A 14,701-nucleotide genomic window follows, 5' to 3' on the forward strand; every position below is an offset into this window, starting at 1 on the left:
AATGGTGGCGAGCGAGGCCGTACGCCCACACGAGTCATCAACAGTAAAAGCTCACTTGTGAAACGCTTCCAATACTTTTTTATCTGTGCTCGAAGGACTCAACCATGCCTGCCTTGGCTGCATGGTTGCTCGCATTACTGATCTTGACTGCAGCATCATCCGTTTCGGCCTGTATCGATAAGCCCAGGATCAACCTGCAGCCGCAATCAGACTTCGTGGATGCCTCCGACAAAACCATCCGCTTTGGTCGCGGCAAAGTGGATCAGAATCAGGATGACATGCTGTATATCCTGCTGCCGAAGAGCGCCAAAGTCGACACCGGCAACGTACCACTCAATCGCATCGTCGATATGCGCGTCCTGGATTCGCCACGATTCAGGGAGCTCGCACCGATACTTGCAATGGAAGCGATGGTGCCTCTTCAAAATAGCAGGAATGGCTATACCTGGTGGGCGTTTCGGGCCATGGGTGGTATTACGATCCTGACCACGGATATAGGGGCAAAGAGAACGGCGACAAATATCAATGTCAGATCCCACATTCCGCCTGCTCCTGAACCGATAAAGATCTCGCTGGAGAAAGCCACGCAGGAAAACCTGTTCGATATGACAGCAGGCCAGGCATTTGAGATCACCTTGCCCGGTGAGCTTGCTGACGGATGGAATGTTGATAACCTCAAGGAAACTGGGGTGACGCTGAAAAGCCTGACGCAGGCGTCATCTGTCGTCGGTGCGGGGGGATCATCCCAGCCCGGTGCCAGGCTGCTATTCGAAGCATCGGGCAACAGTGCTTCCAGTAGCCCGCGATACCTTTCGCTCAGGCACGGCGGAAAATTCAGCGGCGAGAACTTTAATATCTGTCTGGTCTTTTATTCGGTTCCGGCATGCTGACGGCTGATTCAAGATCCTGTGCAGATATTCGATATGGTAAATGCACGAGCCGCACGCAAGCCCCCTGCCTTGCCGATTAGCGCTTCTCTTGCCGTTCTTTCTTCAAAAACCAGTTTGAACGGGTGTCGGCATAACAGGTCACATCCCAGTTATTTCCCGATTCGGTGTGATCGCATCTGCAATTGGTGAAAGAAGCCCACGGCCCTTCTTCGTTCATGAAGCGGCTTTTAAGCTGCGGGCAAATTTTGTCTGCCATTTCTTCCATTGAAAAACTGGGAGCGTCGTCGTAGAAGTACCCGCCGTCGACCTTATGCACCTTCACCCGATTGCGCGCGGAATACCCTGGGTATGCCATGGGAAGTGTGTGCCAATTGGCATCGATCTGAGCTTGGCGCTCACTTGCTTTCCTTGACTCGGCTTCTTTCTGCTGTTTTATTTTTTCAATCTCAAGGCTGCGCTTTTCCACTGCATTCAAGGTCTCTAACGCTTCTCGATAGAATTTTCCTTTGGTGCCGGTTTCGTTCAAATACCTTTCAAGCATGCGCCTGCCTTTCTCGATATCGTCCATCTTGAACAGGGCATATCCATAATGGTAGTAAAACGTATCAGGAAGCTTGGTGCCGAGTTTCTCCGCTTTTGCAAGGCTTGCCGTGGCTTGCGCATAATCATTCGCATCCAGCGCCGTCTTGGCTTGCAACAGCAGACGGTCGGCTTCGATTTCAGGCGCGAGCGCCAAGGCCACCGCCGAAAATGAGAGCGCAACCAGCAACAAGCCGATGCGTTTCATGAGCGCTTCCTTCTTCACCCAGTTTTGACCTTTGTTCACTTGCGTCTGCCGCCATCGAAGACGGTAACGCCAAACTCGCTTTTACCTTATCGTTGCGGCTTGCTCGGAGCGGTGTAGCGTTTGTTGCACCACGTGTTGGGAGCTTCATTAAATTCCCAGACCCGCTTGGATGCAGACTCGGCAGCTTCCAATAGCGCTTTTGAGCCGCTCATGCCGTCCATGCAACCATACTTGCCATAATTCTGGCATTTTTGCCATGCTCTTTCCTTACGGTCTTCTAACTCTTTTCTGTAGTCATCGTACTCTTGGGTTTTGCAATTCCGCATATTGGCCTCATAGCGGTTTTGCTCCTGCGTATACTTCGCCATCGCGTCCGTATAGGCTTTTTCCGCTTTCGTCCATTCGAGGTCGGCCTGGTTGAAACCTTCCAGGGCTTCCCGATAAAACTTACCTCGCGTCCCCGTTTGGTTCAGATATTGTTCATAAGCGGCACGCGCCTTTTCCCACTTCTTGGCACCGCTATACGCTTTGCCAAAATGAAAATAAAAGGTATCAGGCATTTTTACGTTCAGCACCGCCGCTTTTTCAAAACTCTGGATCGCAATCTCGTAATCATTGGCATCCAGTGCCGTCTTGGCTTGCAACAAAAGCCGGTCCGCTTCGATTTGGGGCGGAAGTGCCCACGCGTTGGTGGACAAGATCAAGGCGAACAATATCGAGGTCAGGTGTTTCATGGTTTTGGCCTTCATTCAGCAAGAGTGTCAATCTAATCTAGGATGCTGTTGGTAATCGACGATCCGGTTTTCGAACGCTGATTCCATTCCTTCTGCATCAGCTTGCGCGCATCTTTTTCCGTCGGTCCTTTGGTGCGTACCTGTTCATTGGTACACTCGTTTAAATTATTGAAGTTTTTCGGGTTACATGTCTGGCGCACGTTTTTCTCGCATTGGCGGTAATGCTTCTGCTGTTCGTAGTAGGGCTCGCAGCGAGTCCTGATCGGATCCCACTTCGCATGCCATTCGCGTGCCTCCTTTTCTCGTTCCTCTTTCCTCCGACGTGCTATTCCCTCTCTGCACTTTTCATCACAATCACTAGTGACAAGGTACAGGTCGGGAACCTCATTGCCACCGCGCGCCGTATTACATTCACCCTCGCTTGTGCCTGCTGGCGGCTGCGGACGCGGGCATTGCGCGCGTACGTAACAGGCATCAATATCGCGCAAAATGTCCTGGCAGGCTGCCTCGGCCGTGCGGCGATAGCTGGCGGTTTCTTGCGCGAGTTTTTTCCGGATCGCGGTTCGCTCAGTGCTTTCGTCCAGCAAGTCGTGAATGCTCTCTGGCGGACGCCTGCCTGCGCCATCCAGCACGCTGGCGCCGAGCCCGGGTGCCGATGGTTCCTTTTCCTTGTTTTGCGCCTTGTTGCCCGCGGCTTCCTTATCCTGTTTTGCCGCGTCCTTTTTGTCCTTCTCTTCCTGCTTCTGGCAAAACACAAATTTGGCGGCGGCACCGGGCTTGCTGCACAGCTTGTCGACCGCATCTTCCAGCATCGTCAATTCCGATACGCCGGACTCCGGGCAAAGTATCAAGTCTTGCAGGCTGTATATCCCCTGTTTGAAGGCATTCTGTGCCGTCTTAGCGTCCACTTTCCATTGTCCAGCCTCTGCAGGTTTGCACAGGTCATAATGCCCAAAGACGTCATCCCAGCTGGGGCTGCCCGGCACATTGAAGGAATGTTGCCCTCCCGGCCGCACAGCGGTGCCGGTATTGAAGCGGTGCCTGAAACCCAGCATATCGATGGTATGCGCTCCCGTCACATTGACTGAAGCATGGCCGTCGATATATAGCTCGATGAGGCCTGCCGCCTTCCGCAATTCCGGCGGCAGACTGTCGGGGCTGAACCATAGCCTGTCCCCCCGCTTGCGCTGGTCCCGGAACTGGATACTGGTCAGCTTCCAAGACAATGTGTAGTTGCCGACCGGTTCGCCCATCAGAGCCCACAGCTTCCAGTTGATCTGATAATCCGCGCATACTTTCTGCACGATGGCGGAATGGGTGTCGAAGCAATGTGTACCGTTGTTCCCCACGGGGACAAGCGTCCCTTGACCACCCGGTTCCTTGTCGGCGCACCAAGCGACCGTAGGAGCCAGCAAGCATGCGAACACGAACGCCAACAGGCGTTTGGCTCGATTCAGTGTCATTACAGGTGCTCCCCTTCTTTGGTCCCCGCCAAATTCGTCACTTTGGCAAATTATTTTATTCTGGGCAAATATATTTACTTCATCCCGGGCAAGACATACGCCGGCCGTTGCGGAATCGGTACCGGTTCGAAGCGGACGGCTCCGCCATTCGAGCCGTAATAGGGATCGCCGCGCCCCATTTCCTGAAAAGCCGCCCAGCAGCGGTTCTTCTCCTGCCGATATTCATGGCGACAGACGCCACCCGTATGGCGGTCGTGGCGGCAGGGCGCATAGCCGTTGTCGGCGTCGGCCAGGCAGGCGCGATAGTTCGCCTGCGACCAGGATTCGGCGCCGGCTACACTTATCCAGCACGCAAACAAGCAGACAGCGAGAATCCGCAGCATTTTCATTGCGCGTCCCTTCCTTGCCTGCGCTGTTCTTTGGCTCGCCTTTCTGCCTCGATCCTGCCAGTGTCCGCCCGATGCTCTTTCCTGACATTGTCATAGCAGGTGTCATTCAGCGAGCGGGCGGTATCCCAGCAATTGCCGTTCTTGTACCCAGGGCTTTGGTCGAGGCATCTCAATAGTGCCGAAGAAGCCATCTGATGGCAGTGCAGCAATTCATCGGAGGTTGGTGAGGCAAGTGCTGCCGGCGCCGCGCATGCCAGGACTGCAAGCAAATATGAGCGGATCAAAACCATGTTGTCGCTCCGGTCAGATGACTATTTCTCTTGTACTGCCTTTTCATGCAGCACCGCATCGAGCGCTTCGGCATGAAGGTGTCGCATGTGAGCGCCGTGGTTACTGGATAACAGCTCGAATGTCAGTGCGTCGTTCCGGTTGATGACGATCAGGGTCGGAAAGCCGGTCAGGCGCGCCGAGTACTCGGACAGCACGATGCCGCTGCTGACCGGCTTGCCGTCGATGGCCAGCAGAAAGCAGTGATCCTGCAACCGCTGGGCGGATTCGATGCCGATGAAGCGCGCGGAATCCAGCGTCCAGCGTCCGTTGCTCCGATTCCAGGCAATGACGTCGCGCTCGGTCAGTGTCGGTGGCGTGGTCGGCAGCGGCATGGCCTGCAACCTGCCGGCAGAAGCCGGCGATGCCTCCAGGTCGCACTGGATGCCGCTGGTCGTACCGACCGGATCGGTGATCCACAGCGCCAGTCGTGCCGAGTCGGCAGCCGCTGCACTGGCCGCAAAGGCCAGGCCACCCAGAAATATAAGAATTTTTTTCATACTGGATTCTGTATGTCTGTCATGAGGAGGGTTCAATCAGGATGTGCAGCTCGCGCTTGTCCTGGATGCATTCACCGAACTTCACGTAGGTGCGGCTGGCGGCGTCCGTGCCGCGATAAGCGGCCTTGCCGCCGGTGTCGACGAAGCGCAGGTAATGTCCGTACAGGTCGACAATCACTGGCCCGTTGAGCAGTGCGACGCTCAACCGGTAATCGTCGCGTCCGGCATTGGCTGCATCCACCAGCACCCTACCCTCGTCATCGGTGACCCGCAACGTCACGGTGGGCGAGCGGCGCAGGACGCCGGCGAGCATGCGAGTCAACGTGATCATTTCGGCTTGACCTCGAATTCGCCAACGAAGACTGTGTTGCCGCGCTCCTTCAGCCGTAGCGTGATCATTTGGTCTTTCTCAGAAGGCGTTCCGAATCCGCTCGACAGCTTCACCTGAAGGGTCGTGGCGCCCGCAACAATCTGTTGGCGGGAACCGAAGAAATTCGCTTCGATCCGGTACTTGCCGGGCTTCGCCTCGCGCAGCGAAAACTCTTCCGGGCCGTAGCCGCCGGTGAAGTCGCGTGACATGCGCCCGCCCTGGTAGGTGAAGCGGTGCGCGTAATAGCACTTCTCGCCGTTGGGATCGGTCACCCATAGGTCCATGTCGCTGTTGTCGGCGTCCCAAGTCAGCACCGCGCGCAAATCGAGCGGCAGGTTCTTCAGGAAGCGGGCATCGATGCGGCTGGTGTCGAGCGCAGGCTGCGACGGAGCGGCGGCGATGATCGCGTTCATTTCCGCCAGCGCAATCAGCTCGATTTCGGCAAAACGCGCATCCCACGGACGCACCACCACTTCGTTCAGCTGGTCGATCGCCAGCTGGTAATGCTTGGCCGCTGCATGCGCAAGGCCGAGGTCGCGGAAGGATTGCGGCTCCTCTTCCGCCAGGTACTGCACCTTCTCGAATACCGGAATGGCGAGTTCGGGCGCGTCCGCCTGCAGCAGCCGGTAACCGAGGATGCGCAGCACATGGCGGTTTTCCAGGTCCATCTCGGCCAAGTTGGATAGCACGCGCAAGGCCAGGTCGCGCTGCCCCTTGTCGATCAGCATGTCGGCCGCGTCGAGATAGAAGGCGCTGCTATTGGCATATGAAGGCTTTTCATCCAGGTACACTTGATACAAAGTGTCGGCGCTGGCTGCAGTCATGCGGGCGATGTAGGGGGCGTCGGAGCGCCATTTTTTCAGGGAAATGCCGATGTCGGACGGCGCCGGCTCACGTGCCGTTGCTGTCGGCGATGCTGCCCGCTGCGCGCCGGCGGCATCACTTTGCCGGAGTAGTCCCATCACTGGCGCGGGAGCCGCCATTGCCACCGGCGCAGCTTGCCCCGGCATGGGCACGGCCTTGGTTTCAGCTTTTTGCGGCGGCTCACCCTTCGGATAGGCTTTTTCCCACCACGCCACTTTTTGCTCGAATTCTTGCAGCACGCGCTCCAAGTGCTTCTCGCGCTTGCTTGTCAGCTCGGCGCCGCGCAGCGCCTTCATCCGCTCATATGCCGTCAGATACTCGGACGGCGGCATGACGTCATAGCGCACGTAGTCTTCCAACCGGTCAAGCACGATCAGTGACGTTTCGCGAGTCGGCATGGCGAATTGGTTTCCCAGCCGGCGGATTGCCCCGCGGTTGACTTCAAAATCGGCTTCGAGCGCGTGCAACTTGGAGCTTGCCCATAAATAGGCAGCGAGCGCATGCGTCGGTGCCCCAGCTGACACAGCCAATGTCACATCTTTCGGCTGGCCTTGCTGGAGCACGGTCACTGTTAGCTTCGCGCTGCCGTTGATGAGCTTACCTGCTACGCGGAGCAATCCTTGCGGATCGGGGGAGTCGGCCAGCACCTCGGTTGCGCCTACAGCACTGATGTTACGGACATGAGCACCTTCCGTCAGCAGGGCTTGAGCGGCGGCGCCAGGCTTGTCCGGCAACACCTGAACCAGCCGGCCACCGCTGCGCTCGGCCAGCGCAGCCAGGCGGCCGGTGTCGGCGGCCAGCGAAGAATTGAGCGCGTATAGGCGCTGACCTGCGGCCAGTTCGGGGAATCGGCTCGCGCCATAGTTCAGCAAACCATCGCTCACCAGCAGATATTCCTCGACATCCGCTTGCGGCTGCCAACCAGCCAGCGCGCTGGCGCCGTCGTAGACGGTATTCTGCAATGCGTTGCGCAGCGCCTCCCAATTACCGTCGACGATATGGAAAACAGCAGTCGATTCGGCGCGGTCGCGCAATCTGGTCAGCCGCACTTCGGCATTGCCCACCGCCTTGAAATAGCGGTCGAGTTCCGCCAGTTCGGCATCACGCGCGCGTGCCGCGCCGGAGCCAGAGCTATCCCAGAGCAAACCGACGATCTTCGGCAGCGGCCGTGCTGCGCGTTTGGTCGAAACCGGAATTTCGGCGACGAAGTAAGTGTGGCCGTCGTGTTCCTGGATATAGGTCTGGGGCTGCACACTGGCTTGGGTAACGATGTTCAGCATGCCGCTCGGGGCGAAGCGACTTTTCGCCACGTGTGCCTGGTAGGTCGAGCCTTGTCTGCTGAAGCTTACGGCGCCGAGCGCACCGCTCACTTTCGGCACAGCTCCATTGCCATGAACTTTCAGCGTCAGATCGAACTCCTGCAATCGCTCGCCATACGCCAGCGGCAGGCGGTAGGACCAGTACATGCCATCGCGCGGCAGCGCTTCGGCATATTTCAGCTCCACCATGCGCGTGCCGAGCGCGGCAATCGGGTAAACCCGCAGCTTGAAATTGCTACCCTGAGTGTTTTCAAGGAGAGCCGGGTCGATATTGCGGCGCTCAATTGCTTCAAAAATCTGTCGGCCCTTGGCTTTTTCTACCGGCACGGCGGGACGCAACTTGCCATCGACATCGAGCGCAAAACCGGTAATTTGCTGCCCGGCCAGCAGCGGGAACTGCAAATGGCCTTCGAGCGGCCTCGGATTGGGGTTAAAGAACACCATTTGCACTGTGGTTTGTGCCATGCCGCCGCTGAGTTCGCCACTGATGCGCAAGCTTTGCAACTGGATTGGTTTTTCAGCATCGGCGCTTGCCATCAAACGAGTGGAGTCCGGGATGGATTGCGCAGATGTTATGGCACTAGCAAGCAGCAAAAATAAGGTAAATAGGCGAGAAACCATGCAATTCTCCAGAAATCCGGCACAGCCGACTTGCTAGATGAAACGAAAGCGACGAATAAATGGGGTTAAAAATGCTATGCAGTGCGAGGACTGTGCTCCATCATATCCACAATTGCACAATGGAAATAGATACTCATTGCAGTTTGGGCATCAAACGCGCTTTCGATGGGTTTGCCCACTCGGTTGGGCTCCATTTCTTAACGTCGCGAAGGCATGCCCGCTGTCCACTGCCATTGACGTATTTACAAGAACGAGAAGAAAGGCCAGCAATGTATGGGGCTAGCCGCAGCGCAGTGAAAACGACAACGATCAAAAAGCATGCGCTGGGAATCACTTTTGCAGTACGCGCGGCGCTGTCAACAAAACTGCTGTCCAGAATTCCCTATTAGTTATTGAACATCCGTTCTTGGGATAGTGACGCCACTTTGGAAGATCGTTTTTGGCCGATTCTGTTGAAAAACTCTCGAGAAATATTTATTTGCTATCGAAGCGAGTGCATTAGGTCAAGGGAGTAGCGCATTTTCCTGCTTTTCTATATGACTAATTCGTTTGACGAATCGTTATGGCAGCAATCTGCCTTGTCGGATATTTCTGGAAGGCTTTTTCAAATGTAAGGGACTTCCCCGTCCCGAAGCGACGTTGAAGTCGCAAGGCATCAAGTGCCAAGATTGAGGTGTCACCGTTCAATCTAACCAGGAGGGGAAGTCATGCACCAGCTTACTACCATCGGGATTGATCTCGTAAAGGATGTGATCGCGGTATGCATCATGGATCAACGTGGCGCCGTCACTGAACAACGGGTATTGCGCAGGGAAGCTTTTGAACGCTGGGCAGCACAACTGGCGCCCGCTCTGGTTGCGATGGAAGCCTGCGGTTCGGCGCACCATTGGGGCCGCTGGTTTGCCGCACGCGGCCACACGACCCGGCTAATTGCGCCGGAATTCGTGGTGCCGTTTCGCAAAGGGGGCAAGAACGATACCGCCGATGCAGAAGCGGTCGCTATTGCTGCCCGCCAACCAACGATGCGTTTTGTCCCGATCAAGACAGCTGACCAGCAAGCAATGCTGGCCTGGCACTGCGCACGGGAAGGCTGGAAGGAAGAACGTGTTGCGCTGCTCAACCGCGTGCGCGGGCTGCTGGCCGAGTATGGTGTCGTCATCCCCCGGTCGCCAGAGCGGTTGCTGACCGCCTTGCCGGCGCTGACTGAAGACGCTCGCCTGCCTGATCGGATTCACGCGTTATTGCTGGAAGTGCGGGAACAACTGAGTGCATTGCATGCCAGATTGGCCAAATGCGATGCGCATATTGCTGCCCATGCAAACCACAGTACTGCTGCACAGCGTGCGATGCAGCTCACTGGAGTGGGGCCCGTTACCGCCAGTGCGCTGGCTGCCACGGTGCCCGACGCCCGGGTGTTCAGGAACGGCCGACGATTTGGTGCCTGGCTGGGGCTGACACCGCGCCAACATAGTTCAGGCGGCAAGACGCGTCTTGGCCGCATCAGCCTGCACGGTAACGTCTATTTGCGCAACCTGTTGATCCAGGGAGCGCGCAGCACGTTACAGAGTGCCTTGCGGGCCGATCCAGCCAAGGCAAACCGCCTGCAGCGCTGGATCAGTGCACTTTACGGCCGCAAAGGCTATTTCAAGACGGTGATTGCCATTGCCAACAAACATGCACGGATGCTGTGGGCGATGCTGGCCAGGGACGAGAACTATGATGCATCGGCCTGGCAACGGCATCCCATGACTTCCATTGCGTCACCAAAGAATCCATGAATCTCTGATGTACAGCCCGGTACGATAGCAAGACGAGGTTGGACCGAACGAGAGAAGAGCCCGCCGATTCTGTTGGCTGGCATTGATTGCAGCAGTTGATCCCTGCTGCAACGCCGAGCCGGATTTCAAATGGGGCACTCTCGTGCGGCTAATATCGTGGCCCGCGCCAGCTCCTGGACGCAACAAGGCCGTTTGCAAAGACGCAGTCTGTACCTTTGCTTGCCGTTGTATCCGCTGCCATCTATCGAACATATGACTACAGTAACTGGGCCTCCGCGATGGTTGCGGTGCCTGCTGCCGCAGGCACCGCCTTCATTTCTCTTTGACTCTCAGGGGAAGTCCTTGCAAACAGAATCGACCGATAGTTGCTGTTCAGAATTTTCCGTCGAACGTCTCGAAACAGCCGGAACGCTACTTCTCCATCACCCGTCAATGTTCAAGCTTAACTTTAATGGGTGGTAAGCCCAACGATGGCGATGTGCGGCATCCTGAGGCGTGAATAAGTTCAATCAATTACGTATAGGAAACACAAAACCCATATCGAAACTAACTGCATATAAATATGCGTATCACACTAGCAGCCCGCCTCTACCGTAGTAGAAGATCCAACGATATTTCACCGCGTTACCCAACTACTCGCCAATGGAATGGATGCCGAATCTGATTGCAGTTAGTTGCGTTTTGCGATACTGTTGTTGGGCCCCGTTGCGCCGTCCACCTCTTTACGCACGTAACCATGACCTATCCTCTCTTCGCGGCGAGCGACACCGTCCCCCTTGAGCAATCCCTCCATGCCACCTTCGAAGCCTGGATCGCTGCGCGTGAACACTCGCGCTCCAGAGTGCGCACCAAGAAGGCATTGCGGGAAGAATCTGCCGAGGTGTACCGCGAAATGTGGCATGCGTTCGCCCGCTTCTGCACGACGCGTGCGCTCGACCTGCCGCATGTCGCCGTCAGCGATATCGAGGCATTCCTCGCTACGCGCGCCACTGCCCGCCAGGCCAACCTGGCGCCGCGCTACGTGCGGCGCTTCCTGACACTGATCCAGTGGGTTACGGCATTCCAGGCGATCGACAAAGGACTGCCGCCCAACCAGGCGGCGCAGACCATGCTGGAGCGCCCCGAGTACCGGTATGCCAATGCAGCAAACAAGGATCCGGTACCGGAATACCTGACCGACACGCAAGCAAAGCGTCTCATCGCCTACTTGACCATCCAGTCACCCCAACGTGACGCCTTCACCCCGCTACCCTGGAAAGAGGTACGCGACCGCGCTGCCGTCGCGCTGATGCTCGGTGCCGGCTTAACGCCAGGCGACGTGCGCCACCTGCTGCTGTCTGGCGTTCATACCGTTGGCGGCCATGATGAGGAAGTGCCCTGGAAGCTGGCGCTACCGGGCAACGGCAACTTCCCGGCGCGCGAGACGCCGCTGGCCTCCTGGGCGGCAGGCGTGTTGGCCGACTGGCTGGCCGTGCGCGCCGCGCAGCAAATTGGCGGCAATTTTGTATTCCCGTCCACCCGCGATGGCCGCCAATGGTCGGACACCCGCTGCTTCCTGCGTACCCGCGACGTACTGGCCGCCGCCGGCATTGCCAGCGACGCTGGCGGCATGTTCCGGTTGCGCCACACGTTTGCGCTACGCCAGCTCAAGAATGGCAAGACGGAAAAAGAAGTGGCCGGCTGGCTTGGCCTGCTCGACTTGAATGCGATGGTCAGGTACCGGCGCATCCTGACTTCGCCAGTCGACATCATCTGACACCCTCGCCCGACGCGTCAGTTGGCGGCGCCGCCCGCGGCACGATCCTGACGCTGCGCAGCAAAGGCGAGCAGGTCCGAATCGGTCGGATCGGACCACTGTTGTGCGGCGAACCAGTATGAAAACGCATTGCGCGCTGTCGGCGCCGTCAACCCGCGGGCAACGTTGATGCCCTTGGCGGCGTCGCTGTCCTTGAAGCGCTCCAGCCAAGCGGCCTGCTCATCCTCGCCGAGTTCCTGGTACAGACCGAGGGCATCCTGGGCGCGCGCGGCCAGGTACTGGTCGCGCACGCGGCCGATCGATGCTTTCACGTCCGGCTTCGGACGTGCCTCCACCTGCAGCACGGTCTTGCGCGCGACTTCCACCGGCGCCGCATAGTTGTCGCGCAAGGCGGTCTTGAAGAAGGCGACCGGCGACTCGATCTTTGGCGCCTTCGGGTTCGCGATTCGTTTTTCGGTCAGATCCAGCGTGGCAGCGAGTTTCGCTTCCTCGGTCGACGCCAGCAGGTTGCAGGCGTCGTCCTGCGACATGCCCAGCGCCATCATGCGGTTGACCATGCCGCCGTCGATGACCGGCGGCAGAGAAATCGAGGTTTCGTTCGGCGTGACCTTGAACTGCAGCGCCGTCACGCGCCGCCCGGTCTTGTGTTCGATCAGTTCCACCGAAATGTCGGTGACCATGTTGATCTCGGCAATCGCAGTCTTGATCGTGTCGCGCTTGAAGTACTTGTATTCCGGCAGCGAGCCAGTCACCGGGTTGCCGGTCAGCGCCCCATACCACCACTCCCATTCTTGTCGATTGGTCAGGCGCGACGGGTTGGTGGCATAGCGACGGCAGATTTCGTACAGCGCCAGGCTCGCGCCACTGCGCAGCAGCGCCTGATAGTAGACGGACAGCTTGGTGTAGGACCCCGGGCTCATCACCATGCTTTCCACTTCCGGCGGAAACGCGAAGCCGAACCACAGCGTGCCGCCCTGGCGCTTGAGGCCGCTGGTATTGACCAGCTTGACCGACGACACCAGCCGTTCGCTGGTCCACTGAATCGCGTCCTCGGAATGGATGCGGATATTCTGCAACTCGAGCGCGCATTCCTTCAGCAGATCGACATCCTTGCTGTCGTAGGCGGCGTCGCGCGCGACTTCGGCCAATGGAATCCAGTAGTAATTTTTGGCGGCATCGGTATCGATCGGCGCATTGCCCCCTTTGCCCGGCAGGCGTTGCGCGTGATACACCATCACATTGAAGATTTTGCGGGATAGCAGCGACAACCGGCCTTCCGATACACGCAACCCGATCGCTTCATTCGTCTTGCGGAATTCCTTCAAGTCCGCTTTGGACGGCGCATCGGTTGTTCTCTTGCCTTTTCTTGTCGCCATGCGTGCTGGAAGTCAGGTGATTGTTATGGCAAATACTTGCTCACCTTTGATGATGCCCGAATGGTGAACGAAGTGCAATCACTTCAGCAGCCGGTGTTGTACGCGATGCGCCCGTCGTTCACTATTTGGGGGGCGTGCCGCCGATCGTGGCGTCCAAGATCCCTGTTCGATCTCACCTTAATCCCCGTATCCACTCACACAAATCCCTGTGCGTGCTCACCTAGCGACTGCCCATTCCCCGTATCCACTCACCTTGTCCCCCGTTCGGTCTCACCCATTTCCCTGTGGAGACTCACCGAACCGGCCGGCAAGGCGCATGGGGCCTGGCTTTGCGCGCGGTTAAGGTTTACAAGGTTTTAAAGTGTTTTTTATTTTAATTCTCTCAACCCCTTAGCGCGCATTCTGTGCACATACCCGAACACGATAACGCCCTGCGCTAAAGCACCCCTCGACAATCCAGGCCATGCGCAGGCGTCGCAACACCGCCCGGTTGGCCAGCGAGGATAGCAGATTGGCCAACCAATGTGGTGCCGACACGTGGAGGCTTCGCAGGAATCGCACGCGCACAGACGGCTGCTTTGACAAAGGTGAGGCTCTACAGGGACCTTGACCGGCTCCTCGCTCGGGCGACAGCCGTGATGACGGCCTATGCGGCTCCTGGCGGGCTTTTCTGGGACAAGGAAGAGTTTTGAGGAGACGCCGGGGGTTTTGACGACGCTATGGCCCGGTTTTCACAGGTAAAGGTGAGCCTCTACAGGGAGTTGGGCGTGCTGAGTGCGCCATGGTGAGCTTTTACAGGGATCGAGCCAACCTCACGCATGAAGGTGAGCCTTTACAGGGACGTCGCGCCCATCCCTTAAGGTGAGCTTCTACAGGGATGTGGATTCGCGCGGCCGCCCAGAGACACTCACGACATCGTTGGCGACGGCGGATGCGCTCACGGGTATGCCGACAAGGTGAGCTTTTACAGGGACCTGGCAAGAGGATTGGCGCACGTCCAGTCTGGGCACTGGATGGCGCGTCGTTGGTGGTTTGGGCGTGCACTTGTCCGGTATAGGTGAGCTTCTACAGGGAGTATCGTGTACGTCGATGGGTGAGCCTGAACAGGGGACTGCCTGTGCGCCCTTGGGGTGTGCGCCCGCGACATCGTCGTCTGCCCAGAGGTGAGCTTTGACAGGGAAGCCAGGATCGCGTGATTAACGTGAGGTTCTACAGGGATCTCGCAGTGGGAAAAGTCGTTATTGAGATGTGGAATGGTCGTCAGGTGAGCTGCTACAGGGATCAGGTTGTGCAAGGTGAGCCTTTACAGGGAAGGCTCCGGGTGGTTCGGCATCGACGTCGCCCCGTGGCTGCGCCCCTTTCCGCTGAAGGTGAGCTTCTACAGGGATGGCCAGGCCGCAGCGCGGCCCATCAAAGCGCCGTGAGTGCGCAAGGTGAGGGTCTACGGGGATCTTGCTGCCCACGGCGGTCGAGCACATAGTGCATGCCGCCGCGGCCAAAGGTGAGGCTGTACGGGGTTCGGACCAG

General features: G+C 57.8%; 12 protein-coding genes. 3 read left to right on the top strand and 9 right to left on the bottom strand.

Features of this window, described 5'->3' with window-relative positions; all coding sequences use genetic code 11:
* Nucleotides 1-104 precede the first annotated feature (104 nt).
* Nucleotides 105-890, top strand: coding sequence for a hypothetical protein (locus TSA66_RS14260; protein WP_040038522.1), 786 nt, complete (start codon nt 105-107; stop codon nt 888-890).
* Between the two features lie 76 nt (nt 891-966).
* Here the strand turns inward: TSA66_RS14260 and TSA66_RS14265 are convergent, their stop codons facing one another.
* The 8 genes from TSA66_RS14265 to TSA66_RS14295 form a co-directional block, all read right to left on the bottom strand.
* Nucleotides 967-1,677, bottom strand: a complete 711-nt coding sequence (locus TSA66_RS14265; RefSeq protein ID WP_157691529.1) for a hypothetical protein — start codon at nt 1,675-1,677, stop codon at nt 967-969.
* Between the two features lie 86 nt (nt 1,678-1,763).
* The gene (locus TSA66_RS14270; RefSeq protein WP_040038520.1) at nt 1,764-2,411 is read right to left on the bottom strand and encodes a tetratricopeptide repeat protein; all 648 of its coding nucleotides are present in this window, start codon (nt 2,409-2,411) and stop codon (nt 1,764-1,766) included.
* A 32-nt stretch (nt 2,412-2,443) separates the two neighbouring features.
* Nucleotides 2,444-3,874 (bottom strand): hypothetical protein, encoded by a 1,431-nt coding sequence (locus tag TSA66_RS14275; RefSeq protein WP_040038519.1) that lies wholly within the window; start codon nt 3,872-3,874, stop codon nt 2,444-2,446.
* Nucleotides 3,875-3,948: 74 nt separating this feature from the next.
* Nucleotides 3,949-4,263 (bottom strand): hypothetical protein, encoded by a 315-nt coding sequence (locus TSA66_RS14280; protein ID WP_040038518.1) that lies wholly within the window; start codon nt 4,261-4,263, stop codon nt 3,949-3,951.
* A complete protein-coding gene (locus TSA66_RS26985) occupies nt 4,260-4,553 on the bottom strand; it encodes a hypothetical protein (RefSeq protein ID WP_157691528.1) in 294 nt (97 codons plus the stop codon). Before TSA66_RS26985 ends, TSA66_RS14280 begins: the two co-directional genes overlap by 4 nt.
* Nucleotides 4,554-4,574: 21 nt before the next feature.
* The gene (locus TSA66_RS14285) at nt 4,575-5,090 is read right to left on the bottom strand and encodes a hypothetical protein (RefSeq protein ID WP_040038517.1); all 516 of its coding nucleotides are present in this window, start codon (nt 5,088-5,090) and stop codon (nt 4,575-4,577) included.
* Between the two features lie 19 nt (nt 5,091-5,109).
* Nucleotides 5,110-5,421 carry a hypothetical protein gene (locus TSA66_RS14290; protein WP_040038516.1) on the bottom strand — a complete coding sequence of 104 codons (312 nt, stop codon included), beginning with the start codon at nt 5,419-5,421 and terminating at the stop codon, nt 5,110-5,112.
* Entirely contained in the window at nt 5,418-8,264 is a 2,847-nt protein-coding gene (locus tag TSA66_RS14295) for a VIT domain-containing protein (RefSeq protein WP_040038515.1), read from the bottom strand. Before TSA66_RS14295 ends, TSA66_RS14290 begins: the two co-directional genes overlap by 4 nt.
* A 707-nt stretch (nt 8,265-8,971) precedes the next feature.
* Between TSA66_RS14295 and TSA66_RS14300 the strand changes: the two genes are divergently transcribed.
* A complete protein-coding gene (locus TSA66_RS14300) occupies nt 8,972-10,042 on the top strand; it encodes an IS110 family RNA-guided transposase (RefSeq protein ID WP_040040456.1) in 1,071 nt (356 codons plus the stop codon).
* Nucleotides 10,043-10,778: 736 nt separating this feature from the next.
* The gene (locus tag TSA66_RS14305) at nt 10,779-11,798 is read left to right on the top strand and encodes a tyrosine-type recombinase/integrase (RefSeq protein WP_040040457.1); all 1,020 of its coding nucleotides are present in this window, start codon (nt 10,779-10,781) and stop codon (nt 11,796-11,798) included.
* Nucleotides 11,799-11,815: 17 nt separating this feature from the next.
* Here the strand turns inward: TSA66_RS14305 and TSA66_RS14310 are convergent, their stop codons facing one another.
* A complete protein-coding gene (locus TSA66_RS14310) occupies nt 11,816-13,174 on the bottom strand; it encodes a replication initiation protein (protein ID WP_040040458.1) in 1,359 nt (452 codons plus the stop codon).
* Nucleotides 13,175-14,701 lie beyond the last annotated feature (1,527 nt).

This window comes from Noviherbaspirillum autotrophicum, from assembly GCF_000818395.1.
GTDB lineage: Bacteria > Pseudomonadota > Gammaproteobacteria > Burkholderiales > Burkholderiaceae_D > Noviherbaspirillum > Noviherbaspirillum autotrophicum.